We start from the raw sequence: 22,820 nt of genomic DNA on the forward strand, positions 1-22,820 counted from the left end.
GCTGGCCGGACAGGGGCATCCCAGGGACTTTTCAGGGACTTTCAGCTCTGTCACAGGGACTTCTGAGGGACTTTTCGCCGTACAGAAGGGTAAGCCGTGACAGAACCGAAAGACGCGAATCACCTGGTCAGGGGTGCTGCGCTCAGCACTCGATGACGTTCACCGCGAGCCCGCCCCGCGCAGTCTCCTTGTACTTGACCTTCATGTTGATGGCAGCCTCCCCGCCCCTGCCGTGGGCGTTTGGTGCGGCCGGGGTCTGCGGGTACTTTCCAGCCTTCAAGCATGAAGGAGGGCCTGGTGGATCGTCGATACATGGGAGTAAGCGATGCTGCTTGCTATCTCGATATGTCCGAGCGGTGGATGTACCGGGAATCACGGCGCCACGGCATCCCGAGGTACTACTTCGGCGGGAAGCTGAAGTTCAGGGTCGACGATCTTGATAGGTGGGCTCGGCAGCAGAAGATCGCATGACGGGGTCGGGCATCTGCCCGACCCCGTCTCCGTGCTACAGGCCCGCGTTGAGGACCTTCGCCGCCCTGCCAATCGAAGCCGGCATCAGGTGGCGGTAGATTCGGAACGTCATCGTGATGCTCTTGTGTCCCATCCACTCTGCCACGTCTGTGATCGGGATCCCGTTTGTGAGGCAGTTCGAGGCAAAGAAATGGCGGAGCGAGTACGGGGTCAGTTTGCGTTCGATCCCGGCTCGCTTCTTCGCGGCGCTCCACTGGTAATCCAGCGTTGTATGTGCCCAGTAGGCGCTTCGCTGGGTGCGGAGTAGGTAACCGTTCTCGTCCGTTCCGTAGCGCTCTTCGTACGCGAGCACGGAGTTGCGCACCACTGCAGGCATCGGGGATTCACGGAATTCGCCAGGCTTGCGATGCTTGAGACGAGCTGGCACGCGCCGTACGCCATCGATCTGTTCCGCTATCCGGTAGACGTCCTGAGCCACCAGGCGGTGGATGTTCGCTGCGTACGCCTCGCCATTCCGGTGCCCGCAGCCCGACATCAGGTCGATGACCAAGCCCAGGGCTGCTGAACCTGCCTCCTTGAGTGCGTGGATCTCGTCCACTGTCGGGATGGTGATCTGACGGGGTATGTACGCGGGGGAGACCACGCCCTCGAAAGGGTTTCCCTCGATGCCACCCTTGCGCTGTGCGTCGAGGAGAATCTTCTTCAGGGTGTCGTACGCGTTCTGCTGCGTCGCCACTCCGACCCGGTCTTCCTCCATCGCCATGATGAAGTCGTCGACAACCGTCGGAGTGAAGGTGTTCATCTGCCGCGTTTCCAGGACCGGCAGGATGTGACGGTCCAGGAGGCCGGTGACGGTCCTGGTGCTCCCGTGCGCGTAGTGACGCTGGCGTGTCAGCCAGTCGGAGGCGTAGTCGCCGAAGCGCTTGCGCCCGATCTCACGCTTCAGCTCCGCTTGCTGCCTCGGTGTGTTCCGCTTCTTTTCGTACAGCTCGGTGAGCCGGTCGAGCGCTGCTGTCTGTGTCGCGTATCCGACTTCCTCCCGTTGCCTGCCCATCGCGTCACGGAACCGGATGATGTAGGGGTGCGGGCATCGGGCCTGGCGGAGGCAGTCGCAGGTCTTGAAGAAGCTGCCCATCCCACGAATGAGTTTGGTCGCCATCGTGCACGTCTCCTGACTCATGCTGGGAGATTGCTGACTCAGAAGCGCCCAGCATGGTCCTGACCTGCGGCCGCACCAAATTAGGGAACGTTGATCAGCATCTTCATGTGTACCTCCGGGGGAGGCCAACAGCCGGGGCTGCTAGCAGGAACCTTGCTGGTCAGGATGGATATGGTTAGTTGTCGATCTTGGCGCTGCGCGGCGACCGCAGGCGCCCTCCGGCGGGGCTGACGCTGACCCTTCGCTGAGCTTCCTGACGGGGTGTCATGTGCTGCTGCTCTGACGTCGCGATCGTGGTCAGGGAGCTGCACAACCTGCCAGTCGCCGCGATCGATCGCCCGTACGAGAGCTGCGTCGGGGCCCCGAGCTGCTGCGGCACCACCGGCACCACCGGGACCTCCGGTCCACACCACCTCGGCATGGCTGAATCGCGTGTCTGCACCGAGCCCCGGCCAGGGGAAGAATACCGACCCTGTGGCGGCATCGGCGGCAGATGTCGTTGCGGCGGGGTCCGAGTCGATGGGTGCGGCGAAGTAGGGGATGAGCGTGCCGGAGCATGACTTCATCGTGGTCGGCGGGGGCACCGCGGGCTGTGTGCTGGCGGCCAGACTGTCCGAGGACGCGAGCGCGCGCGTCCTGCTGATCGAGGCCGGTGGTCCGGGCGTACTGCCCGCGCAGAGTGTTCCCTCCGGGTGGCCGACGCTGCTGCAAGGGCCCGCGAGCTGGGGCGAGTTCACCGTGGAGCAGGCGGCGACGGGAACGTCCACGCTCCTGCCCCGAGGGCGGGGCCTGGGCGGCTCGTCCGCCATCAACGCCATGGTCTTCGCCCGGGGGCACCGGTCCGGCTACGACCGGTGGACGCGGGAGGGAGCCAGGGGCTGGGGCTTCGACGATCTCCTGCCGTACTTCAAGCGCAGCGAGAACGCCGAGGGCCGGGATCCGGCGCTGCGAGGGATCGGCGGTCCGCTCACGGTCGGGCCCGCGGCGCCCCCGCATCCGGTGATCGAGGCGTGCCTGGAGGCGGCCGCGGAGACGGGGTACGCGCGGGCCGCCGACATCAGCGGCGGCCTGGAGGAGGGTTTCGGCCTCACGGACCTGAACATCGTGGACGGCAGACGGCAGAGCGCCGCCGACGCTTATCTCAGGCCGGTCCTGAACCGCCCCAACCTGACGGTCGCGACCGACGCCCTGGTCCATGGTCTGCGTATCGCCGACGGGCGCTGCCACGGTGTGGAGTACCGCGCCGGTGGCGGAACGGTGACCGCGGACTGCTCGGGCGAGGTCGTCCTGACCGCCGGCGCCATCGGCTCCGCGCAACTGCTGCTCCTGTCCGGAGTCGGTCCGAGGCACCACCTGACGGACGTGGGCGTCGAGACCGTCCTCGACCTGCCGGGAGTGGGCACCGGTCTCCACGACCATCCGGTCGCCAGTGTCCTGTTCAGCGCGGCCCGCCCGGTATCCGCGGGGGAGAGCAGCAACCACAGCGAGGGAATCGGCCTCGTACGCAGCGATCCAGCCCTCGACACACCGGATCTGCAGGTCCTCCTCTTCGTCGACTCCCCGACTCATCTGTCCTCGATCAAAGGGCCCGAGAGCGGCTACACCATCGCCGTCTCCCTGATGCGCCCGCGCAGCCGCGGCACCGTACGCCTCGCGAGCGCCGCACCGGGCGCGTCGCCCCTGCTCGATCCGGACTTCTACGCCGATGAGCGCGACATGGCGGCGATCCTCGCCGGTGTGCGGCTCGTCCGGGAGATCGGTGCGGCGCCCGCCCTCGCGCCGTGGCGCCGTGAGGAGGCGCTTCCCGGCCCCGGCACGGAGGACGACGAGGCGGTCCGCGCGTATGTGCACCGGACACTGACCTCGTACTGCCACCCGGTGGGGACCTGCCGGATGGGCGAGGATCCCCTCTCGGTGGTCGGCCCCGACCTTCGCGTCCACGGGATCGCGGGGCTGCGGATCGCGGACGCCTCGGTCTTTCCCTCCATCCCGTCGGCGAACACCGTCGCCACCGTGTACGCCGTCGCCGAGCGCGCCGCCGACCTGCTCCGCGCCCACCCCTAGAGGGAACGCCTCGCGCCCTCCGAGGAGTGACCGGACTCCCTGGCGCGATTCTTGATCGCGAGGATGACGTCTGTCTTGGCGTCGGCGTAGTCGTTCATGTCGTTCCACCGCTGGTCGAGCAGAGCGCGTTTGGCGCTCTCGTACAGGGCGCGGTCGTCGGCGTCGGTGCGCAGGTGGTCACGGAAGAGAAGGTATTCGTGCACCGCCGCGTCCCCTCGTTCGTAGACGTGCACGTGAACGTCGCGAGCCGGTGTACGCACGAGCCGGTGTCCCGGCTCGCGGACCCGCAGTTCGTAACCGGCGGCCAACAGCCCGTCGAGGTAGTCCTCTTCCGCCGTGATGTCGGTGACCGCGACGACGATGTCGACGATCGGCTTGGCCGCGAGGCCTGGAACCGAAGTGGATCCGATGTGCTCGACATCGACGTCCACTCCCGCCAGCGCGTCGAGAATCCGGCGTCGGTGCTGCAGATAGATCTCCGGCCAGCGGGGGTCATAGCTGCCAAGGCCGACCTTGAGCACTTCTGGGCCACCGATGATCTCGACCGTCGTGACGTCCGGCCGACGGGGCTTGCTGCTGTTCGTCACCAATACATCCCCAATCCCCAATCGCCAATCCCCATACATCCTCTATGGCGTGCGCCAGTTCAGCACATCGCTCGACAGGCTGCGGATGCCACTCCGGTGACCGCTCTGCGGCTTGCGAGGAAATCCGGCCTGAGTTACGTTCGCGGGCTGACCAATTCCGCCCGGCGAGGTGGGCGAGACGCGCACGATCTGAGGCCAGCGATGACGGACACCGGCAGCATCTCCGACGGGTTCCACACCTTCGACGAGCTGTACGAATTCAGGCGGCTCTACCACGCGTACGCAGTCCGGGCGTGGCTGGCCGCCGGGTATCCGGTCGTCCGCTCGTGGAAGCACCACGACGGCGAACCGTGCTTCGGGGGCGGCTGGTTCATCGTCACGGCCCAGCTCCCCACGGGGCAGGTCAGCAACCATTACCGGGCCGACAGCTGGTCGCTGTTCGGTGACGTTCCCGAGGTCGGGAGGGCGCCCGTGTGGGACGGGCACAGCACCGCCGACGTCACTCGCCGGCTGCGCGCCCTCCTCTGAAGGAGCCGATCATCTAAGGTGACCGCATGTCGCTGGTGGGAAGGGACCTTGAGCTGGCGCGGGTTCAGCGTCTGCTGGCGGACGCGCGCGACGCGCGCAGCGGGGCGCTGGGGCTGCGGGGCGCACCGGGGATCGGGAAAACGGTCCTTCTCGACCACGCCGTGTCGATCGCCGAAGCCGAGGGCATGCGGGTGGTGCGCGGAGCCGGGATCGAGTCCGACTACGAGCTGGCGTACGGCGGCCTGCACCAGCTCCTGTTCCCGCACCTGGACCGGTTGGACGCGCTGCCCGCTCCCCAGGCGACGGCGCTGCGTTGCGCGTTCGGGCTGGCCGAGGGCGACGACGCCAACCGGTTCCTGATCTCCGCGGGCACCCTGTCGTTGCTCGCCGATCTCGCCGAGGACGCCCCGCTGCTGTGCGTGGTCGACGACCTGCAGTGGCTCGACCAGGGTTCCGTGGAGGCGCTGCTGTTCGCGGCCCGCCGCCTCGTGGCCGACCCGATCGCGGTGCTGTTCGCGGTGCGTGAGACGGCGGCGCCGTTGGTGATCGCGGGCGTCGAGGCCGTGGATCTGTCAGGCCTCGCCGCGTCCGATGCCGCCCGGCTGCTCGACGGCCACGCGCCGGAACTCGCCGAACGGGTGCGGACCCGGGTCCTCGCGGAGTCCGGCGGCAATCCCCTGGCGATCATCGAGCTCGGCGCTTCGCGGCTCGCGGCCCGCGATGCCGACGAGTCCGACCCGGCCGAGCAGGTCGGCCCGCTGCCGGTGACCCGCCGTGTGCAGGAGACGTTCCGCCACCAGATCGTCGCGCTTCCCGACCCCACCCAGCGCGCGCTCCTGGTGGCGGCGGCCGACACGGCGGCGCCCCTCGCGACGATCCTGCACGTGATCGAATCCCTCGGTGGCGCCCCCGGCGACCTGGCGCCCGCCGAACGCGACCGGCTGATCCGGACCGACAGCCGGATCACCTTCCGCCATCCCCTCGTACGGGCAGCCGCCTACCAGGACGCGCCGCTGCACCGGCGGATCGAGGTGCATCTCGCGTACGCCGAGGCGCTGCGCGCGGACGCCGATGCCGACCGCCGGGCCTGGCACCTCGCCGCTGCCACCACCGGACCCGAGGAGGCGGTGGCCGCCGAGCTCGAAGGCGTGGCGGAGCGGGCCTGGCACCGGGGCGGCGCGATGGCGGTGTGCGCCGCCTACGAACGCGCCGGCCGGCTCAGCGCCGACCGGGAGCTGAAGGCCCGGCGCGTCGCCCGGGCCAGCCAGGCCGCGTTCGACGCGGGCAAGGCCGACCGCGCGGCGCGGCTCGCGGCCGAGGCGCTCGCGCTCACCGCCGACACCGGCGTCCGGGCCGACGCCATCTACACCCGTGGCGCCGTGGAGTACGAACGCACCTCGCCGCGCGCCGACGCGGAGCTGACGATGGAGGCCGCCGCGCTGGTGCGCGACACCGATCCCGAGCGTGCCGCGCTCACGCTCTACGAGGCCGCGCACGCCGCCCGGCACGGGGCGGCGCACGACGTCCTGCAGCGCGCGGCGGAGCTGATGCGCGGGGTCACCCCGCCGGAGCACTGGGCACCCGTCGTCGCCGCCCTCCTCGGGTGGGCGGAGCTGTTCGCCGGACGCCCGGAGCTGGCCGTCGGCCCGATGCGCGAGCTCCACACCGCCGCACGCGGCGACGGGCACGACCTGATGCACCGCATCACCGTCGGGTTCGGCGGACTCATGATCGCCGACGAGGACGGCGTCGCGGCCGGGACCGAGGACATGCTGGCCGTCGTGCGGGCCACCGGGGCGCTGGGCTGGATCCCGTACACCCTGAACGTGCTGGCCGTGGCGCGGCTGCTGCGCGGCGAGTTCGCGGACGCCCGCGCGTGTGCGGCGGAAGGCGTCTCCGTGAGCGACGAACTCGGGAACACGACCGAGAGCCTGGCCCACCGGTCGGTGGAGGTGTGGCTGCACGCCGTGTCGGGCGACGAGGCACGCTGCCGGGCTCTCGCCGAGGAGGTGCTCCCGCGAGCCCGCGCCCGGCACCGCGTCAACGCCGAGATCGCGGCCTGGGGCCTCGGGATGCTCGACCTTTCCGCCCGGCGGTTCGCGGACGCGCTCGACCGGCTTGAGCAGGTGTCCCGGGGGCCCGCGAGCCGCGACCTCCTGGTGCGGGCGGTGCCGGATCTGGTGGAGGCAGCCGTACGCGGCGGCATGCCGGATCGCGCCCACGGACCCCTGGTGGCCTTCCGGCACTGGGCCGAGCACGTCGACCGTACGGTCGCCACCGGGCTCGTCCTGCGCTGCCGGGCCCTGCTGGCCGACGACGCCGACGCCGGTGCGCTGTACGCCGAGGCGCTGCGGCTCCACGAGCGGCACGGCGGCCCCTACGAGCACGCCCGCACCCAGCTCGTCTACGGCGAGTGGCTGCGCCGCCGCCGTCGCCGCGCCGAGGCCCGCGGCCATCTCGCCGCCGCGGTCTCCGCGTTCGAGCGCCTGGGCGCGCAGCTGTGGGCCGAGCGTGCGCGCGGCGAGCTGGCCGCCTTCGGCGAGCGGAGCGACGAGCCTCAGCGCAGCGGCCCGCTCACCCTGCTGACCCCGCAGGAGCTGCAGGTCGTACGGCTGGCCGCCGCCGGTCGCACCAACAAGGAGATCGCCGCGCAGCTCTTCCTCAGCCCACGGACCGTCGGCCACCACCTCTACAAGGCGTACCCGAAGCTCGGCGTCACCGCTCGCGCCGAACTGGCCGACCTCGTCCAGGTCTCCCGGACACCAGTCACGATGACTGATACGTCGGTGGCGGGCCCCGCATAGCGTTTCCGACATCAAGACAGCGCCCGCCGGCCGACAGCCGACAGCCGTCGGCCGTCGGCCGTACGACGAGGAGACGACAATGCCGAAGTACTTCCTGAGCCTCCCGCACGACTCCGCCGAGGAGCAGACGATGGCGGACATGGACCCCGCGGAGCTGCAGGAGATCATGGCCGAGGTCGGGGCGTTCAACACCGCCGTCCAGGAGGCGGGCGCGTTCGTGACCGCCGGGGGCCTGCAGCCGCCGTCTAGCGCGACCACGGTGGACTACTCCGGAGACAGCCCCGTCCTCACGCCGGGCCCGTTCGTCAAGGCCGACGAGTACCTCGGCGGCTTCTGGATCATCGAGGCCGAGAACGACGACGTCGCCATCGAATGGACCAAGCAGGCCTCGCGCGCGCTGCGCAGCAAGGTCGAGGTACGCGCCCTCCAGGAGGAACCCGCCGCCTGACGGTCCGGCGGACGGCCTCCGTGTCATCCGCGCCCGTGCGGCTTTCCGAGGTAGGGGAAGTCGGGGAGCAGGTCGGTGTGCGGCCGTAGCCCGTCGTGGGGCACGGCGCCGTTGCTCAGCTGGGCGATGCCCATGTTGATGACGTCGTCGGTGAGGCTACGGCCGTTGGGGAAGCCTTCGGCGCTGGTGCGGTCGTACGTCAGCAGGTCCGGGAGCAGGCTCTGCGCGAGGGCGGTGGCCCGGTCCCTGGGGTGGCCCGCCTGCTCGAAGACCCGCGTGAACTTCTCCAGGTAGCCCTCGCGGTCGTGGGAGGGCTCCTGCCGGTTCCAGACCCGCTTGTCCTCGTCGTCCACGTTGAAGGTGGCGTCGATCGCGGGCCGTCCGACCCGGTCGCCCTGGACCAGCCGGCCGTCGTGCGGCACCAGGACCCTGGCCCAGACACCGACCCGCGGGTTCGGGCCGAGCGCGCTGTTGGGGACCTCCAGCACGATGCCGAAGATGTCCTTGTCGGCGAAGAAGTCCGTGCCGGTCCACTGGAACTCCTTCTCCGCGCCGATGGGATCGGCGAAGAACGGGTCGCTGCGGAGCCCGGCGAAGAGCCTGAAGTCACCGGCCGTGGCGATCCGCGGTTCTTCGGGGCCGAAGGTCACCGGTGCGTCGCGCAGGACCGTCTCCCCGGCGTCGGGGTCGGCCGCGGCCCCGCGGCCGGTCGCCAGCTGCAGGCTCGCCGTCTGCGCGTTCTCCCGCACGGGCGAGAAGCGGACGCGGAAGGCGATGTCGGTGACCGCGTCGGCGTCGGTGTCCACGCCGAATTCGTAGACCGACTCGTGGTCGACGGCGTCGTCGGTGATCGGCGAGGTCGGGTTGATGTCGATCACCAGGACCGTCTTGCTCGCGTCGCCCGGCTTCTGAAAGACGAAGAGGTCGGTGAGGTGGCTCCTGGGATCCATGCTCGTGGGACTGATGCCCAGGCCGGAGACGTGGTGCGCCATTTCGGGACTCCTGTCGGGTGGCTGTGCGGGCCGAGGAGCGCGGCGCCGAGGTGCGCGGCGGCGCGTGCGCGACGGTGCGTGCGCGGCGGTGCGTGCGCGGCGGTGCGGTGGAGCCGTGGCGGCATGAGGAACGTCGAGAGCAACGGTCTGCCTGTCGCGGTCGGCTGTACATCCGTCAACCGACGTAGTCGGGGGCTTGCCCGGGGGTATATGCCGGTGCTGACGTCCCCACATGGCCGGTTCGCGTGTCCTCGCCGCGCCCCGGGCCGGGCGAGAATACCGGGCCCCACCCTCGTCGGTCGCGAAGGAGAGGGAGCCGACATGAGTGCGCTGGGCACCAGGCTCACCGAGAGGTTCGCCGTGCCGTACCCGTTCGTCTGTGCCGGGATGGCCTTCGCGGGCGGTACGTCCGAGCTGGCGGTGGCCGTCTCCGGAGCGGGCGGCATCGGTGCGGTGGGGGCCGGGCTCATGCCCCCGGACACGCTCCGGCGGGTCATCCACGAGATCCGGAAGGGCGTGGGCGGCGCCCCGTTCCACGTCAACCTCATCACGTACTTCGACAACACCGAGCACGTCCGTGTCTGCGCGGAGGAGCGGGTGCCCATCGTCTCCTTCCACTGGGGCCATCCGCCCGTCGGCCAAGTGGAGCGGTTGCGCGAGGCGGGGGTGTCGGTGTGGGAGCAGGTCGGCTCCGCCGACGCGGCCCGGCACGCGGTCGACGAGGGCGTGGAGGCCGTTGTCGCCCAGGGCTGGGAGGCGGGCGGGCACAACTACGGCGGGCTGCCCACCATGGTCGGCGTGCCCGCCGTCGTGGACGCCGTGGCCGACCGCGCGCTCGTCCTCGCGGCGGGCGGCATCACCGACGGCCGTCAGGTGGCGGCGGCGCTGTGCCTGGGCGCCGACGGCGTGTGGGTGGGCACGCGGCTGGTCGCCTCGCGCGAGGCGCGGGTCCACCCCGAACACCACCGCCGACTGATCGCCTCGCGCGGTGAGGACACCGTACGCAGCGGGATCTTCGGCCCCGAGTGGCCGGACTTCAACCCGATGCGGGTGCAGCGCGACCGCGTGGTGGAGGAGTGGAACGACCGCCTGGACGAGGTGCCGACCGCCCGCGACAGGCTCGAACAGATCGGCACCACGGTCTTCCAGGGGGAGGAGACGGCGCTGCGCAAGTTCAACGTGCTGCTGCCCGTGCCCGGGACCGAGGCCGACTGGGAGGAGATGCCCTGGCTGATGGGGCAGGGCGTCGGGCTCGTCCACGACGTCCGGCCCGCCGGAGACATCGTCCGGGAGGTCATGGCCGAGGCCGAACGCGTCCTCACGGCCCGGCGGCAGCTGTGAGGGGCCCGGCCGAGCACGCCGCCGTCCCGTCACCGTCCCGACACCGTACGCACGTACCTTCGGCGAAAGGAACGTCATGAAGTTCGCGATCATGGGCGGCACCGGTCTCATCGGGTCGCAGGTCGTCAAGGACCTCGACGCCGCCGGACACCGGGCCGTACCGCACTCGCCGTCCACCGGGGTCGACGTCATCAGCGGCAGGGGAGTGGACGAGGCGGTGGCGGAGGCCGACGTCCTGGTCAACCTCACGAACTCCCCGACCTTCGACGAGGCGTCCCCGGCCTTCTTCCAGACCTCCATGGACAACCTCCTCGCCGCGGCACGGCGGAGCGCGGTCGGCCACTTCCTCATCCTCTCGATCGTCGGCGTCGACCAGGTGCCGGAACTGGACTACTACCGGGCCAAGGCGCTCCAGGAGCACATTCTGGAGGCGGGGCCGGTTCCGTACTCGATCGTGCGGGCGACGCAGTTCATGGAGTTCATGGACAGCGTCCTGTCCTGGACCTCCGACGACGAGACCGTCCGTCTCCCCGCCACGCCGGTCCAGCCGATCGCCGCCAGGGACGTGGCCGCCGCGGTGGCCGAGGTCGCCGCCGGGCCCCCGCTGGGCGGCATCCGCAACATCGCGGGACCCGAGGTCTTCGCCCTGGACGAGCTGGGACGGCTCACCCTCTCCCGGCGGGGCGACCTCCGTACGGTCGTCACCGACCCCACCGCGGGGATGTTCGCCGCCGTCAAGGGCGACGTCCTCACGGACACCGCCAAGGACGCCCGCCTCGCCCCCACCCGCTACACCGACTGGCTCTCCTGAGCCGCAGCCCGTTCAGGGGCACGGCCCCGGCGCTGCCTACCGTCCTTTCGGACGATAGGTCCGCCCGAAGCTGCGCGGACTGTCCTCGTAGATCTCGACCAGCTCCCAGTCGATCCGCTGTCCGCCGGGGACGTCGAAGATACGGACGCCGTCGCCGAGGAACACCGGAGCGACGAAGACCTGCAACTCGTCGATGAGGTCGTGCTGGAGTGCCTGTCTGGCGATGTCGGCGCTGATGATCTGTACGTCCCTGTCACCGGCGATTTCCTGAGCGCGACGGATCGCCTCCACGATGTCGCAGTTCAGCGCGGTGACGGCCGGGTCGTCGGCGATCTCCTCCGGCCGGTGGGTGAGGATGAACTCGGTCCCGGACCACGCGCCGCCGTACGCTGCGGACGTCGTCTCGTCCCGCTCGTCCTGCTGCTCCTTCGCCGCGTCGTAGCCGGCGCGGCCGGAGATGATCACTGCGACGTCTCCCGCCATCCGCTCCACGGTGCCCTCGGCCAGCGGCTCCGCGGCGGACATCCAGCTCATGTCGTGCCCCGGCCCGGCGATGAAGCCGTCGATCGAGCACGTGAACCCCCAGGCGACCTTCCCCACGCGTCCTCCTCCGGAATGACCAATCTCTACGGAACCGGAGATCCATTCTCCGTCATCGCCTGATCACGCGTCAGCCGAAGCCTTCCTCAGCGCGTGGCCGTGCCGTTCCGCGGCGTGCCGGGGCGGCGGCGGTGTGCTCGCTGTCGGCAGGTCGCTCCGCAGTAGCGCGCCGGGCGGCCGGTGGGCCGGGCCTTGAGCCGGACCCCGCATTCCTCGCATCGCGGCGCGGCATGGAGCGTGCCGGGGGTGCCGGGGATGTCACGGAACTCCGTCTCTTGCGTGACATGCGAGGGAGCCCGCATGCCCTCCAGTGCCAGTCGCACCATGCGCGTACCGCTCTTACGGTCGTGGTGGGCGGCCTGGATCGCCGCGCATCCGGCGGTGAAGGCCACGGCGTCGTCCGTGCTGACGTCGGTGCGGACTCCGCCGAACCGCTGGGCCGCGCGCAGCAGTTCGTCGAGTGCCTGGCGGAACCGTCGTGCCGCCGCGGCCAGGCCCGGCCGTGGCCAGCTCGTCTGCGAGGTCAAGGCGTCGCACGCGTGCTGGCGCCCGTGGGTCGTGTCGACGACCTCCAGGAGGAAGCCGAAGAACGCCGCGACGGGATCGGCGCGGGCCGCCCACCGCCGGGCGGTCTCCACCAGGTCGTCGAGCCGCTGGACGAGGACGGCCTCCAGCAGGATCTCCTTGCTGGGGAAGTGCCGGTACACGGTCCCGGCGCCGACCCCCGCCTGCCGTGCGATCGCGCCGAGCGAGATGTCCAGGCCGTGCTCGTCGAACGCCCGCGTTGCGGCGGAGAGCACCTTCTCGCGGTTGCGCCGGGCATCGGCCCGGCTCGCGTCCCGGGGAGCTGCGGTCATGTCACGTAATCCCTTGTCCGTTCCGCTCAACCGGGTGGAGCATTCCACATCGACCCCGGGGCCAACCCGATCCCTCCCTCCATCCATCCACCGACCGTCCCGGGGCGGAGGACGACATGACCACTGACCGCTTGATCGTCGTGACCGGTGCGACCGGCCGGCAGGGCAACGCGACCGCACACCGGCTCCTGGCGGCCGGACGGCGGGTACGTGCCCTCGTACGGGACACGACCGCACCTGCCGCCAAGTCCCTCGCGGCCGCGGGGGCGGAGCTCGTGCGCGGGGACTTCGACGAGCCGTCGAGTCTGCCTGCCGCGCTGGAGGGGGCGGCGGCGCTGTTCGCCGTACCGCCCGCGGCGTTCGGGCCGGACGGGCCCGACGTGGAGCGCGAGTTCGCCCGCGGCCGGGCACTGGCCGATGCCGCGGCAGCGGCGGGAGTCGAGCACGTGGTGTTCACGGGCATCGCGTCCACGCCGGGCCGTCCACACGTCTCTGAGGGGAAGAGGCGCATCGAGGAGCATCTGCGTGCGCGGATCCGGTCGGTGACCGTGCTGCGTCCGGTGCGGTTCATGTCGAACTATCTCGCTTCGGCGCCCATCGGCGTCGACGGCATCGCCCACGGCGTGCACCGGCACATCTTCCCGCCGGACGAACCGGTCCAGGTCATCGCGGTGGAGGACATCGCCGAGTTCGCCGCGCTGGCCTTCGACCAGCCGGACCGGTTCGCCGGACGGAGTCTGGAACTGGCCGGGGACGCCCCCACCCCGGCCGAGGCCGTCGCGGCGATCAGCGAGGCCACCGGTGCCGTACTCCGCTACGAGCGGCTCACGCACGCCGAGGCGACCGCGCTCCACCCCGAGATCGCCCGGGTCCGGGAGGATTGGGATGCCGGATCACGCTGGCACGCCGACATCGAGGCCCTGCGCGTCATCCATCCCGGGCTCCGTACGTTCGCGGACTGGCTCGCGGAATCCGGCACGACCCCGCTGCGGAAGCGGCTCCTGGAGAGCGCCGAGTCATAGACGATCGGTTATCGATCGGCCTCGGGATCGCATCGAGGAGCTCTTCAAGTCCTGGGCACAGGGCTGGAATGCTCGGTCGGGAACGGGGGGCGATGTCATGTTTCAGCTGGTTCTAGTTCTCGTGTGTGGGTTCCTGACCGGTGCGTACCGGCTCGGTTCGGGAATCTACGTACTCACGACCATCAACGAACTGCGGGCGAACGGAGTGCGGGTGCTGGCCGAGGCGGTCGCGCCGCCGCCGGACGCTCCTTCGTGGCAGTCACGGCGCAGGGGCGGGTGGGTGTTCAATCCGCTGCTGAGCTGGGTGACGGCGGACGGCCGGACCGTGCGGCAGCAGGCCGGCAGCAAGCACAAGCCCGTGCGGGTCCGCGAGGGCCGGCCGGTCACGGTGTTCCACGAGCCGGACGCCCCGGCCAAGTTGTGGGTCGAGGGCTCCGGAGTCAAGGCCCGGGCCTGCATCGACATCGGTTTCGGGATCGTGGTGATCATGACCGTGCTGTTCTTCGCCGCGCTGAGCCCCTGACGGTCACGCGCCGCTGCCCAGGATTCCCCGTTCGTACGCGCGGGCCACCGCCGCGGCGCGGTCGTTGACGCCCAACTTGGCGTACAGGTGGGTGAGATGGGTCTTGACCGTGGCCTCGCTGATGAAGAGCTCGCGGGCGATGTCGCGGTTGGAGGTGCCCCGGGCGACGAGGGCGAGGACCTCGCGCTCGCGGGTGGCGAGGGGACCGGGGGCCGGGGTGCGGACGGCGGAGACCAGGCGGGAGGCGACGGCGGGGGAGAGGACGGAGCGGCCCTCCGCCGCCGCGCGTACGCCGGAGAACAGCTCCTCGCGCGGGGCGTCCTTGAGGAGATAGCCCGTCGCCCCCGCCTCGATCGCGGGGAGGGTGTCGGTGTCCGTGTCCCAGGTGGTGAGGACCAGGACCTTCGCGCGGACACCGCGGCGCGTCAGCTCGGCGATGGCGTCGACGCCGCCGCCCCCGGGCATGCGCAGGTCCATCAGGATCACGTCGGGGTCGAGTGCGAGGGCGCGCTCGACCGCCTCCACCCCGTCGGACGCCTCGGCCAGCACGGTGAAGCCCGGCGCGGACGCGAACATGCCGCGCAGCCCGTCCCGTACGACCGGGTGGTCGTCGACGACGAGGAGGGAGATCGCGGCGTCGGTGTCGGCGTGCTGCTCATGGCTCATGGCGCACCAACGGTACGCGAGCCGACACGGCCGTGCCGTACCCCGGTTCGGACTCCACGGTGAGCGAGCCCGCGACCCGCGCGGCCCGCGCGCGCATGCCCTCCAGCCCGAAACCCCCGGTGCCGGTCGGTGGTGCCTGTGGGGCGAAGCCCCGGCCGTCGTCGCGGACGTCCAGCGTGACCTCGCCGTCCATGAAGCTGAGCGTGACACCGACGCGGGACGCGGACGCGTGCTTCGACGCGTTCGCCAGCGCCTCCTGGGCTATGCGCAGCAGCGTCGCCGAGACCTCCCCGTGCAGCTCGTGTGCCGTGCCGGTGAGGGTGAACTCCGCGCGCACGCCGGTGTGTGCGGACCACTGGGCGACCGTCTTGTGCAGGGCCTGGGGCAGTCCGTCGTCGGCGAGGTCCATGGGCGCGAGATTCCGCACCGAACGGCGGGCCTCGGCCAGGCTGTGGCGGGCCAGTTCGGTGGCGCGGCTCAGACGCTGCTGGGCCGCCGCCGGTTCGGACGTGCCCATGGCGACCTGGAGCTGGGCGATGATGCCGATGAGGCCCTGCGCGAGGGTGTCGTGGATCTCCGCGGCGAGCCGTCGCCGCTCGTCGGCGACGCCCGCCTCCCGGGCCTGGACGACGAGCTGGGCGTGGAGCGCCGCGTTCTCGTCGAGGGCGCGCTGGAGCGCGGCGTTGGTGCGTTCGAGCTCGGCGATGGTGGCCGCGCGGGCCTGGGACCTCTCGTCCTCCTGCTCGACGAAGTGGGCGACGATGGTCAGCAGCACGTTGTTGGCCACCAGGAGCCCGGCGAACACGCCCCACTGCACCGGCCCGGAGAACGGCAGCCCGCCCGCCTGCGCGCTCGCCACCGGGACGGAGCAGGCGACCGGGCCGACGCGTCGCCAGCGCTTGCGGAGCAGTTCGTCGGCGTCGAGATAGCCGGAGGCCGCGTAGAACGAGAAGAACCCGTTCAGCCACGTGAGCGCGAAGCCGAGCGCCCACCGGGCCGTGTAGTACACCGCGCCCGCGGTGCTCGGGCCCGTACGGCCGCGGGCGGCACGGGTCCACCAGAGCTGGAGGGCGAGTGCCGCGACGACCAGGGTGACGGTCGGGATCACGTCGGCCGGGCCCGGCATCACCGGGGCCGAGACGGCCGCCAGCAGCGTGGCGGCGCCCAGCAGTCCGTACGCATGCCAGCGGAGGAAGGTGTGCCGCCGCCGGTCGATGCTCGTGTCGGCCCTCGTCATCCCCTCAGTCTGCAGGGCCGCGCCCCGCCTCCCGTGCCCGGTCGGCCGCGCCGCTTCCGCGGCTCCCGCTACTCCCACCGGAACCAGCGCGTGGCCGAGGCCGACAGGATCACCGTCCACGCGACGAGCACGCCCAGATGGGACCAGGCGGGCCAGTCGCCCGCCGCCGCCTCGCCCAGGGCGCGGGCCGCGCCGCCGAAGGGCGTGAGGCCGACGACCCGGGCGAGGACGTCCGGCATGGCCTGCACCGGAAGCCACACTCCCGTGCAGAACAGCATCGGGAAGAACACCGCCGAGCCGACGGCCGTCGCGATCTTCGCGGTACGGGCACGGGCCGACACCAGCGCTCCCATGGCCAGCGCGGCGGTGACGGCGAGCAGCAGCGCCACCGCGTATCCGGCGGGCTGGCGCGGCAGCGGCACGTCGAAGAGGAGCCGCCCCACCGTGATGGACATCAGCGCCGACAGCAGGGCCGCCGCCCCGTTCAGCCCCATCTGCGCCGAGAGCAGCGCGGAGGGGCGGACCGGTGTCGTCGACATGCGGCGCAGGATGCCGCGCTCGCGGTAGCCGGTGAGGACGGGCGGCATCGCCTGCATGCTGGCCATGAGCAGGCCGACCAGCACGGTCACCGGCACGTACACGTCGATCAGCCGGAGCCCGTCGCCCAGCGCGTCGCCGGGCTCCCGGAACATCGGCACCGAACCGAGGATCGTGAGCAGCAGCGGCGGAAATCCCAGGATCCAGAAGAGGGTTCCGGGCTCACGCCGGTAGAGCCGGGCCTCGGCGCGCAGCACGGCGGCACGGGGAGAGGCGGTCGAGGCTTCGGACATCGTGGGGCTCCCATGCGGATGTCGGGCCGCCTGCGGCCCGGGGGTTCGCCGACGCGCCGGGGGCGTCAGCGTGCGGTCAGGTCGAGGAAGGCGTCGTCCAGCGTGGCGTCGGTGACGCGGAGCTGGTGCGCCGTGATGCGGTGGCGGGCGAGGAGCGACACCACCGCGTTCACGGTCTCGTCGGTGCCGCCGAGCGTGATCCGGCCGCCCCGGCGCTCGACGGAGGCGAGCGCGGGCAGCGCGGCCACCTCCTCGTCGTCGAGGGGCGCCGAGGGCGTGAACGAGATGACGGTCGATCCCGCCGCGCGGGAAATCAGGCCCTGGGGCGTGTCGAGAGCGGTGACGCGCCCGTTGTCGATCACCGCGATGCGGTCGCAGAGGCGCTGTGCCTCCTCCATGAAGTGCGTGACGAGGAGAACGGTGACGCCGCGCGCCCGGACGTCCTCGACGATCTGCCAGGTGTCGCGGCGTGCGCGCGGATCGAGGCCCGTCGTCAGCTCGTCGAGCACGACCACTCTCGGGTTCCCTATCAGCGCGAGCGCGATGAACAGGCGCTGCTTCTGGCCCCCGCTGAGCACCGCGAACCGGGTGGACAGCTGCCGGGTGAGGCCCAGGCGCTCCGCGAGCGGGCGCCAGTCGGCGGGCCGCGGATACAGCGCCGCGTACAGCTCCAGGGCCTCGCGGACCGTCAGCTTGGGCTGCAGCTCGCTCTCCTGGAGCTGCGCGCCGAGGACCCGCGTCACCGCCGCGTGGTCGGCCACAGGGTCGAGCCCCGCGACCCTGACCCTGCCCCCGTCGGGGACGCGGAGGCCCTCGACGCACTCGACGGTCGTCGTCTTCCCCGCCCCGTTCGGACCGAGGATGCCGAAGATCTCCCCCTCCTCGACGGCGAACGAGATCCCGTCGACCACGGCCCTGTCACCGTAGGACTTGCGCAGATCGCTGACTTCGACGACGGCCCCGCGCGCCCCCGGTGCCGTCGTGCCCATGCTCGCCGTCTTCATGGGAAGAGCGTCGCGCGCGGCCCTGACCCGCCGCATCGTCCATCGGGCTCGAAGCGGCATCAACCGATCGGCCGGCGCACCCTACGACCCGCCGGCCAACGTGGCCGCGTGGTCCGGGACATGCCGTTGCCGCGACCACGGCGGGCGGACGTAACCCGTGGACGGCGGGCGCGGCGGCAGGCCCAAGGCAGGGGCCGGGGAGTCCACCGCGTCGTACGGGACGGTCGAGAGGAGATGGGCGATCATGCTGAGGCGGGCGCTGCGCTTGTCGTCGCTGTCGACCACGTACCAGGGGGAGCGGTCGGTGTCCGTGTGCGCGAGCATCTCGTCCTTCGCCCGCGAGTACGCCACCCAGCGGGTGATCGACTCCAGGTCCATCGCGGAGAGCTTCCAGCGGCGCGTCGGATCCTCCAGCCTGCTGCGGAAGCGCTGCTCCTGCACGGCGTCGCTCACGGAGAACCAGTACTTGCGCAGCAGCACGCCGTCCTCGATGAGCAGCCGTTCGAAGACGGGGCACTGGCGCAGGAAGAGCGCGTGCTCCTCCTCCGTGCAGAAGCCCATGACCCGTTCGACCCCGGCGCGGTTGTACCAGCTCCGGTCGAAGAGCACGATCTCGCCCGCCGTCGGCAGGTGCGCGACGTAGCGCTGGAAGTACCACTGGCCGCGCTCGCGGCTGCCGGGCGCGGGCAGGGCGACGACGCGCGCGACACGCGGATTGAGGCGCTCGGCGACCCTCTTGACCGCGCCGCCCTTGCCCGCCGCGTCCCGTCCCTCGAAGACGACGACCAGGCGGGCCCCCTCGGCCCGCACCCACTCCTGCAGGCTCGCGAGCTCCGTCTGGAGGCGGAACAGCTCCTGCTCGTAGACCTTCCTGGGCAGCCGGCCGCCCCCGGCGGTGGTCGTCAACGCTCCGCGTCCGCGGTGGCGGACAGGTTCGGTTCCAGGAGGCGCGAGCGTGCCGCCCGGAGCCGGTGGGCGACGACGCGTGCGACGGCGACCGAGACGGCGTTGCCGAGCACAGGGTCCTGCTCGCACAGCTCGCGTACGGCCCTGGCGTCGAACTCGTAGGCGTGCACCGGGGCCACGGCACGCCCGCTCAGGTGCCAGCGGTACGGCGGGAAGAGCCAGGACCAGCCGACGAGGTCGCCGTGCCCGAGCGTGTCCAGCGCCTGCGCGCAACGCCCCGGAACGTGCGCTTCCAGTGCCACCGTCCCGCTGCGCAGGATCCAGAAGCGGTCCGCCGGATCGCCCTCCACGAACAGGGTGGCGCCGCGCGGGAAGGACACCTCGCGGGACAGGCGCAGCAGGGTCTCCCCGTGCCCGGCCGGGAGCGAGGCGAGGATGCGGTTCTTCGTGAGCATGTGCGTGCCCCTTCTGCTCGGTGGTCGTCTCCAGCGTCCGTTCCCGGGCCTGGGCCCGCACAGGGCCGGTCGGTGCCGCGGGAGGGCCCGACCGGCTCCCCGCAGAGGGCCGGATCGTCCCTCCACGTCCGCCCGGTGACGGTGCGACGGTGCCGTCAGGGGCGCGTACGGACGCCCCGTGCACGGCGGAGGAGAGGAGGCCGGGCATGAACGGGGAACTCGAACTCCCCCTGGCCGTCGGCGTCGACGGCTCGGAACCGAGTCTGCGCGCGCTGGACTGGGCCGCGGACGAGGCGGCGCTCCGCGGCGTACCGCTGCGCGTGGTCCACGCCTCGCTGTGGGCCCGCTTCGAGGAACCGAGCGGCGAGGACGAGGGCGACGTGTCGGACGAGCTCGCGCGGACCGAGCGGCTCGTCTCGTCGGCGGTGGACCGCGCGGCCCGGCGCGACCCAGCCCCGGAGGTCAGCGCCGTGACCGTCCCCGGCGACGCGGTCCCCGCGCTGCTCGACCAGTCGCGCAACGCCCTCGCCGTCGTGACCGGTTCGCGGGGGCGGGGCGGGATACGGGGCCTGCTGCTCGGCTCGGTCAGTCTGGAACTGGCCGCGCGCGCCGACTGCCCCGTCGTCGTCGTGCGCGGCGCGGACCCCGGCCCGGGCACCCACGGCCGCGTCACGCTCGGTGTCGGCGAGGAAGCGGACTCCGCGGCCGTACGGTTCGCGTTCCAGGAGGCGGAGGCGCGCGGCTGCGCGCTGCACGCGCTCCGCGCGTGGCGCTGCCCCACGCACGAGCTGGGCGACCTGCCCCTGACCGAGGACCACCCCGCGCTCGCCCACGCGCGCGAGGCCCAGGGCCTGCTCGACCACGCGCTGGGCTCCTGGCGGCACAAGAGCCCCGGCGTCGAGGTGTGCCAGGAGGCCGTGGAGGGTACCGCGCGCAAGGTGCTGCTGGAGGCCTCCTCCGCCACCGACCTGCTGGTGATCGGGGCGCACCGCCGACAGGGGCATTTCGGGCGCCAGCTCGGCATGGTCGGCCACACTGTGCTGCACCACGCCGCCTGCCCGGTCGCCGTCGTACCGGAACACATCTGATCCCGTCCCGCCCCGCGCCGAGGAGGAACGCCCGTGGCCCCCACGTCGTACGAGTACGAGTCCGAGTCCGAGGGAACGACCGACGAGGAACTGGCAGCCCTGGACGCGCACTGGCGCGCGGCCAACTATCTGGCCGTCGGCCAGATCTACCTGCGCGCCAATCCGCTGCTGGCCGAGCCGTTGCGCCCCGAGCACGTCAAGCCCCGCCTCCTGGGCCACTGGGGCACCTCACCGGGCCTCAACCTCGTCCACACGCACCTCAACCGGGTGATCCGCGCCCGCGCGCTCCAGGCCCTCTGCGTCTGGGGCCCGGGGCACGGCGGCCCGGCGGTGCTGGCGAACTCCTGGCTGGAGGGGACGTACAGCGAGACGTACCCCGACGTCAGCCGGGACGCGGCCGGGATGGAGCGGCTGTTCCGGCAGTTCTCCTACCCGGGCGGCGTGCCCAGCCATGTGGCCCCGGAGACGCCCGGTTCGCTGCACGAGGGCGGCGAGCTGGGCTACTCGCTCGCACACGCCTACGGGGCCGCCCTCGACAACCCCGACCTCCTGGTGACCTGCGTGGTCGGCGACGGCGAGGCCGAGACGGGGCCGCTCGCCACCTCCTGGCACTCGACCAAGTTCCTCGACCCCGTGCACGACGGGGCCGTCCTGCCGGTCCTCCACCTCAACGGCTACAAGATCGCCAACCCCGCCGTCCTCGCCCGCCTCCCCGAGGCGGAGCTCGACGCGCTGCTGCGCGGGTACGGCCACGAGCCGCTGTACGTCTCCGGCGACGAGCCGCGCGAGGTGCACCGGGCGATGGCGGCGGCCATGGACACCGCGCTGGACCGCATCGCCGGGATCCAGCGCGCGGCCCGCGAGGAGGGCCGTGCCGAGCGCCCCGCCTGGCCCATGATCGTGCTGCGTACGCCCAAGGGCTGGACCGGCCCCGCCGAGATCGACGGCCTGCCCGTCGAGGACACCTGGCGCTCGCACCAGGTGCCCCTCGCGGGGGTGCGGGAGGACCCCGGGCATCTGCGGGAGCTGGAGCGCTGGCTGCGCTCGTACCGCCCCGAGGAGCTGTTCGACGCGGACGGAGCGCCACGGGGCGAGGTGCTGGCGTACGTACCGGACGGCGAACTGCGGCTGGGCGCGAGCCCGCACGCCAACGGCGGGCTGCTCGTACGGGACCTGCCCGTGCCGCCGCTGGAGCGGTACGCCGTCCCCGTCGACAAGCCCGGCGGGACCACGCACGAACCCACGCGCGTGCTCGGCGGACTGCTCGAACAGATCATGCGCGACACCGCCGGACGGCGGAACTTCCGCGTCGTCGGCCCCGACGAGACCTCCTCCAACCGCCTCCAGGACCTCTACCGCGCCACCGGCAAGGCGTGGCAGGCGCAGACCCTGCCGACCGACGAGCACCTGGCCCGGGACGGGCGGGTGATGGAGATCCTCTCCGAGCACGTCTGCCAGGGCTGGCTGGAGGGCTACACGCTCACCGGACGCCACGGGGTGTTCTCCTGCTACGAGGCGTTCGTCCACATCGTCGACTCGATGGTCAACCAGCACATCAAATGGCTGAAGGTCTCGCGGGCCCTGCCCTGGCGGCGCCCCGTCCCCTCGCTGAACTACCTGCTGACCTCGCACGTGTGGCGCCAGGACCACAACGGCTTCTCCCACCAGGACCCGGGCTTCCCCGACCACGTCCTCAACAAGAGCCCCGACGTCGTCCGCGTCTACTTCCCGCCGGACGCCAACACGCTGCTCTCCGCCGCCGACCACGCGCTCCGCAGCCGCGACTACGTCAACGTCATCGTCGCGGGCAAGCAGCCCTGCTTCGACTGGCTCTCCCTGGACGAGGCACGCGTCCACTGCGCGCGCGGCGCGGGCATCTGGGAGTGGGCGGGCACCGTGGACGAGGGACGCGAACCCGACGTGGTGCTGGCCGCAGCCGGGGACGTCCCCACCCAGGAGACGCTGGCCGCGGCGCAGCTGCTGCGCGACCATCTGCCGGGGCTCGGCGTCCGGGTCGTCAACGTCGTGGACATCGCCAAGCTCCAGCCGCACGAGGAGCACCCGCACGGGATGAAGGACGCCGAGTTCGACGCGCTGTTCACCCGCGACCGGCCGGTGATCTTCGCGTACCACGGCTATCCCTGGCTCATCCACCGCCTCGCCTACCGCCGCGCGGTCCACCCCCACCTCCATGTGCGCGGCTACAAGGAGTCGGGGACGACGACCACGCCGTTCGACATGGTCGTGCGCAACGACCTGGACCGCTACCGGCTCGTGATGGACGTCATCGACCGCGTGCCCGGACTGGCCGTACGCGCCGCGCCCGTACGGCAGGCCATGGCCGACGCGCGTACCCGCCACCACGCCTACATCCGCGAGCACGGCACCGACATGCCCGAGATCGCGGCCTGGACCTGGACACCGTGA

22 protein-coding genes are annotated in these 22,820 nt (G+C 71.7%); 11 read left to right on the top strand and 11 right to left on the bottom strand.

The window, feature by feature from the left end:
* Positions 1-282 precede the first annotated feature (282 nt).
* Complete coding sequence (locus tag ACGF3A_RS17195) at positions 283-471, top strand: helix-turn-helix domain-containing protein (RefSeq protein ID WP_393730442.1); 189 nt, start codon at positions 283-285, stop codon at positions 469-471.
* A gap of 34 nt (positions 472-505) precedes the next feature.
* Here the strand turns inward: ACGF3A_RS17195 and ACGF3A_RS17200 are convergent, their stop codons facing one another.
* Positions 506-1,630 carry a tyrosine-type recombinase/integrase gene (locus ACGF3A_RS17200; protein ID WP_393730444.1) on the bottom strand — a complete coding sequence of 375 codons (1,125 nt, stop codon included), beginning with the start codon at positions 1,628-1,630 and terminating at the stop codon, positions 506-508.
* A gap of 540 nt (positions 1,631-2,170) precedes the next feature.
* Between ACGF3A_RS17200 and ACGF3A_RS17205 the strand changes: the two genes are divergently transcribed.
* A complete protein-coding gene (locus tag ACGF3A_RS17205) occupies positions 2,171-3,694 on the top strand; it encodes a GMC family oxidoreductase (RefSeq protein WP_393730446.1) in 1,524 nt (507 codons plus the stop codon).
* Here ACGF3A_RS17205 and ACGF3A_RS17210 read toward each other — a convergent pair.
* The gene (locus tag ACGF3A_RS17210; RefSeq protein ID WP_393730448.1) at positions 3,691-4,281 is read right to left on the bottom strand and encodes a GrpB family protein; all 591 of its coding nucleotides are present in this window, start codon (positions 4,279-4,281) and stop codon (positions 3,691-3,693) included. The genes ACGF3A_RS17205 and ACGF3A_RS17210 overlap by 4 nt on opposite strands.
* 201 nt (positions 4,282-4,482) lie before the next feature.
* On the opposite strand from ACGF3A_RS17210, the gene ACGF3A_RS17215 reads away from it, so the two are divergent.
* The 3 genes from ACGF3A_RS17215 to ACGF3A_RS17225 all read left to right on the top strand — a co-directional run bounded on the left by ACGF3A_RS17215 (position 4,483) and on the right by ACGF3A_RS17225 (position 8,061).
* Complete coding sequence (locus ACGF3A_RS17215) at positions 4,483-4,809, top strand: hypothetical protein (RefSeq protein ID WP_393730450.1); 327 nt, start codon at positions 4,483-4,485, stop codon at positions 4,807-4,809.
* 26 nt (positions 4,810-4,835) lie between these two features.
* Positions 4,836-7,613 carry a helix-turn-helix transcriptional regulator gene (locus ACGF3A_RS17220; RefSeq protein ID WP_393730452.1) on the top strand — a complete coding sequence of 926 codons (2,778 nt, stop codon included), beginning with the start codon at positions 4,836-4,838 and terminating at the stop codon, positions 7,611-7,613.
* A 79-nt stretch (positions 7,614-7,692) separates the two neighbouring features.
* Complete coding sequence (locus tag ACGF3A_RS17225; RefSeq protein WP_393730453.1) at positions 7,693-8,061, top strand: YciI family protein; 369 nt, start codon at positions 7,693-7,695, stop codon at positions 8,059-8,061.
* A gap of 23 nt (positions 8,062-8,084) precedes the next feature.
* On the opposite strand, the gene ACGF3A_RS17230 is transcribed toward ACGF3A_RS17225, so the two are convergent.
* Positions 8,085-9,053 (bottom strand): DUF4331 family protein, encoded by a 969-nt coding sequence (locus ACGF3A_RS17230; protein WP_393730455.1) that lies wholly within the window; start codon positions 9,051-9,053, stop codon positions 8,085-8,087.
* Positions 9,054-9,374: 321 nt separating this feature from the next.
* Here ACGF3A_RS17230 and ACGF3A_RS17235 point away from each other — a divergent pair, with 321 nt between their 5' ends.
* Positions 9,375-10,394, top strand: a complete 1,020-nt coding sequence (locus tag ACGF3A_RS17235) for an NAD(P)H-dependent flavin oxidoreductase (protein WP_393730457.1) — start codon at positions 9,375-9,377, stop codon at positions 10,392-10,394.
* Between the two features lie 76 nt (positions 10,395-10,470).
* Positions 10,471-11,205, top strand: coding sequence for an SDR family oxidoreductase (locus tag ACGF3A_RS17240; protein ID WP_393730459.1), 735 nt, complete (start codon positions 10,471-10,473; stop codon positions 11,203-11,205).
* 36 nt (positions 11,206-11,241) lie between these two features.
* Here the strand turns inward: ACGF3A_RS17240 and ACGF3A_RS17245 are convergent, their stop codons facing one another.
* Both ACGF3A_RS17245 and ACGF3A_RS17250 read right to left on the bottom strand, forming a co-directional pair.
* A complete protein-coding gene (locus ACGF3A_RS17245) occupies positions 11,242-11,805 on the bottom strand; it encodes a dihydrofolate reductase family protein (RefSeq protein ID WP_393730460.1) in 564 nt (187 codons plus the stop codon).
* An 86-nt stretch (positions 11,806-11,891) separates the two neighbouring features.
* Positions 11,892-12,662 (bottom strand): TetR/AcrR family transcriptional regulator, encoded by a 771-nt coding sequence (locus tag ACGF3A_RS17250; protein WP_393730462.1) that lies wholly within the window; start codon positions 12,660-12,662, stop codon positions 11,892-11,894.
* Positions 12,663-12,778: 116 nt separating this feature from the next.
* On the opposite strand from ACGF3A_RS17250, the gene ACGF3A_RS17255 reads away from it, so the two are divergent.
* Positions 12,779-13,684 carry an NmrA family NAD(P)-binding protein gene (locus ACGF3A_RS17255; RefSeq protein ID WP_393730464.1) on the top strand — a complete coding sequence of 302 codons (906 nt, stop codon included), beginning with the start codon at positions 12,779-12,781 and terminating at the stop codon, positions 13,682-13,684.
* Positions 13,685-13,781: 97 nt separating this feature from the next.
* Positions 13,782-14,207 (top strand): DUF3592 domain-containing protein, encoded by a 426-nt coding sequence (locus tag ACGF3A_RS17260; protein ID WP_393730466.1) that lies wholly within the window; start codon positions 13,782-13,784, stop codon positions 14,205-14,207.
* A gap of 3 nt (positions 14,208-14,210) precedes the next feature.
* On the opposite strand, the gene ACGF3A_RS17265 is transcribed toward ACGF3A_RS17260, so the two are convergent.
* The 6 genes from ACGF3A_RS17265 to ACGF3A_RS17290 all read right to left on the bottom strand — a co-directional run bounded on the left by ACGF3A_RS17265 (position 14,211) and on the right by ACGF3A_RS17290 (position 19,305).
* Positions 14,211-14,873, bottom strand: coding sequence for a response regulator (locus tag ACGF3A_RS17265; protein ID WP_393730467.1), 663 nt, complete (start codon positions 14,871-14,873; stop codon positions 14,211-14,213).
* Complete coding sequence (locus tag ACGF3A_RS17270; RefSeq protein WP_393730469.1) at positions 14,863-16,110, bottom strand: sensor histidine kinase; 1,248 nt, start codon at positions 16,108-16,110, stop codon at positions 14,863-14,865. The genes ACGF3A_RS17265 and ACGF3A_RS17270 overlap by 11 nt, the downstream gene beginning before the upstream one ends.
* Before the next feature lie 68 nt (positions 16,111-16,178).
* Positions 16,179-16,940: an ABC transporter permease gene (locus tag ACGF3A_RS17275; RefSeq protein ID WP_393730470.1), complete on the bottom strand. Its 762-nt coding sequence runs from the start codon at positions 16,938-16,940 to the stop codon at positions 16,179-16,181.
* 65 nt (positions 16,941-17,005) lie between these two features.
* Positions 17,006-17,944 (bottom strand): ABC transporter ATP-binding protein, encoded by a 939-nt coding sequence (locus tag ACGF3A_RS17280; RefSeq protein ID WP_393730472.1) that lies wholly within the window; start codon positions 17,942-17,944, stop codon positions 17,006-17,008.
* Between the two features lie 81 nt (positions 17,945-18,025).
* Positions 18,026-18,850: a polyphosphate kinase 2 gene (gene ppk2, locus ACGF3A_RS17285; protein ID WP_393730474.1), complete on the bottom strand. Its 825-nt coding sequence runs from the start codon at positions 18,848-18,850 to the stop codon at positions 18,026-18,028.
* Positions 18,847-19,305 carry a cyclic nucleotide-binding domain-containing protein gene (locus ACGF3A_RS17290; RefSeq protein WP_393730476.1) on the bottom strand — a complete coding sequence of 153 codons (459 nt, stop codon included), beginning with the start codon at positions 19,303-19,305 and terminating at the stop codon, positions 18,847-18,849. The genes ppk2 and ACGF3A_RS17290 overlap by 4 nt, the downstream gene beginning before the upstream one ends.
* A 206-nt stretch (positions 19,306-19,511) precedes the next feature.
* Between ACGF3A_RS17290 and ACGF3A_RS17295 the strand changes: the two genes are divergently transcribed.
* Positions 19,512-20,393, top strand: a complete 882-nt coding sequence (locus tag ACGF3A_RS17295) for a universal stress protein (protein ID WP_393730478.1) — start codon at positions 19,512-19,514, stop codon at positions 20,391-20,393.
* A 33-nt stretch (positions 20,394-20,426) separates the two neighbouring features.
* On the top strand, positions 20,427-22,820 hold the full coding sequence (locus ACGF3A_RS17300) for a phosphoketolase (protein WP_393730480.1): 2,394 nt from the start codon (positions 20,427-20,429) through the stop codon (positions 22,818-22,820).

Source organism: Streptomyces sp. NPDC048172 (genome assembly GCF_043202595.1).
Taxonomy (GTDB): Bacteria; Actinomycetota; Actinomycetes; order Streptomycetales; family Streptomycetaceae; genus Streptomyces.